The organism is Tenacibaculum finnmarkense (genome assembly GCF_900239185.1).
GTDB lineage: Bacteria > Bacteroidota > Bacteroidia > Flavobacteriales > Flavobacteriaceae > Polaribacter > Polaribacter finnmarkensis.
Window position 1 is genome coordinate 1 of record NZ_OENA01000050.1, and the last position, 1,647, is coordinate 1,647.

A 1,647-nucleotide genomic window follows, 5' to 3' on the forward strand; every position below is an offset into this window, starting at 1 on the left:
TGTTAAGGCTAAAAATAAGGCAAGAGTTAAAGAAAATACTAGTTTTAAAGTAAACACTTGTTTGTTTAGTAAATATATAGCCAATACAGATGGAGATATACGTTGGGAGTATAAAGAGGAAGGAGACAGCGAATATATTGCCTCAAAGGTTATCGGTGAGGAATGTATTTTTACCTTTAATAAAAAAGGAAATTATTTGGTTAGAGCCTATATAAAAAATGCAGCCAAGTGTACTCCTTTTAAAATAAAAATAGGCGAAGCTAAATTACTACAATCAAATTGGATAGATGAAGATGGGTATGCTTATGGAAACGATACGGCTAATTATAAAATTACTAAAGCAGGTTTAGACCAGCAAGTATATGCTTATGCCCAATTAGAAGAGGTTGCAAACGAAAAAGTAACTTTAGAAATATGGGAGCAAGCATATAAACAACAAGTTATTAAAACCATAAAAGAAGTAGCTGTAAATGGCAAAGGGGTATTTAAACAAGCGATAGCTTTAAATACCATAAAAAAAATGAAGGATGGTAGCAGTTTAGCATTCAGAATTTTTAATGCTTCAGGAAAAGAGATTCAGAAAGTTAGTAGTAAATATAGTAGTAAGCTACGAATATCAGACACCAAGCAATTATTACGAGCCTATTATACCACTGGTGGGGGGAGTATTCTTACAAAATTTATGCACTATGACCAACAAGTTACCCTAGAGGTTGTAACTAGCAATATGGTAGGAGAAGAGTTAGATATTGAACTATATCAACTCATCGACTGGAGTCTTTTAGATTGGAATGGAGATACAAAAGCAATTGAAGGTACCAAGCAAAAAATAACCGTAAATAGTAATGGAAAAGCAGAATTACAATTCACCATAAAAAAATCATGGGAGTTAGCGTATGCTAAAGATGATAAAGGCTACTTAGAGATTATTCCAAAAGTAAATAATCAATTTTATGGCGGATTATCTATCAGTAAAAATAACTATATTTATCGCCTTAAAGTAAGCCCCGAGGCAGAAAAATTAAATGCAGAAAAAAGCCCGCAAAGTTGTAATTTAGTACAAATAGAAAAAGTAGCGGGGAGTAGGAATAAAAATAAGAAAAAAGGAAGATGTAATAATTGTGATAAAGACATCACTTTAGAAGAAATAAAAAACATTTGTGCAGATGCTAGTGGTAAGTGTTTAATTAAAGATATGACTATGATTAGTATGGCATTGCCTTATTTAAATCAATATCGTAAAAAGGTAGGAATAGATACGTGTACTCGCAAAGCACATTTTTTGGCTCAAATCACTGTTGAAAGTAAATTTTACGACCTACAAGAAAATTTTAATTGGTATTGGAAGTCTCTTATAACAACATTCGTGAGTTATTTTAAACAATTTACTACTCAATCAGCAAAAGAAACAGAGGCAAAACGATTAGGACGTGAAGAAAAAGATGGTACTGCATTGACTCTCGAAGAGCAAAAAATATTAGCTAATGCGATATACGGTTCAACGCATCCTGTAGGTAAAGGTGCAGGACATAAAGAGGGAGATGGATGGCTATATAGTGGTAAAGGATTTAAGCAAATTACTTGGAAAAGTAATTATAAAACTTTGCAAGGTAGGTTTAATAGAAAGATGAAAATTGACAATGAAGA

Annotated in this window: 1 pseudogene; it reads left to right on the forward strand. The window is 32.2% G+C overall.

The features are described 5' to 3' along the window. Positions 1–1,647 (forward strand): annotated as a pseudogene (locus AQ1689_RS05775) (hypothetical protein); the annotation flags it as partial.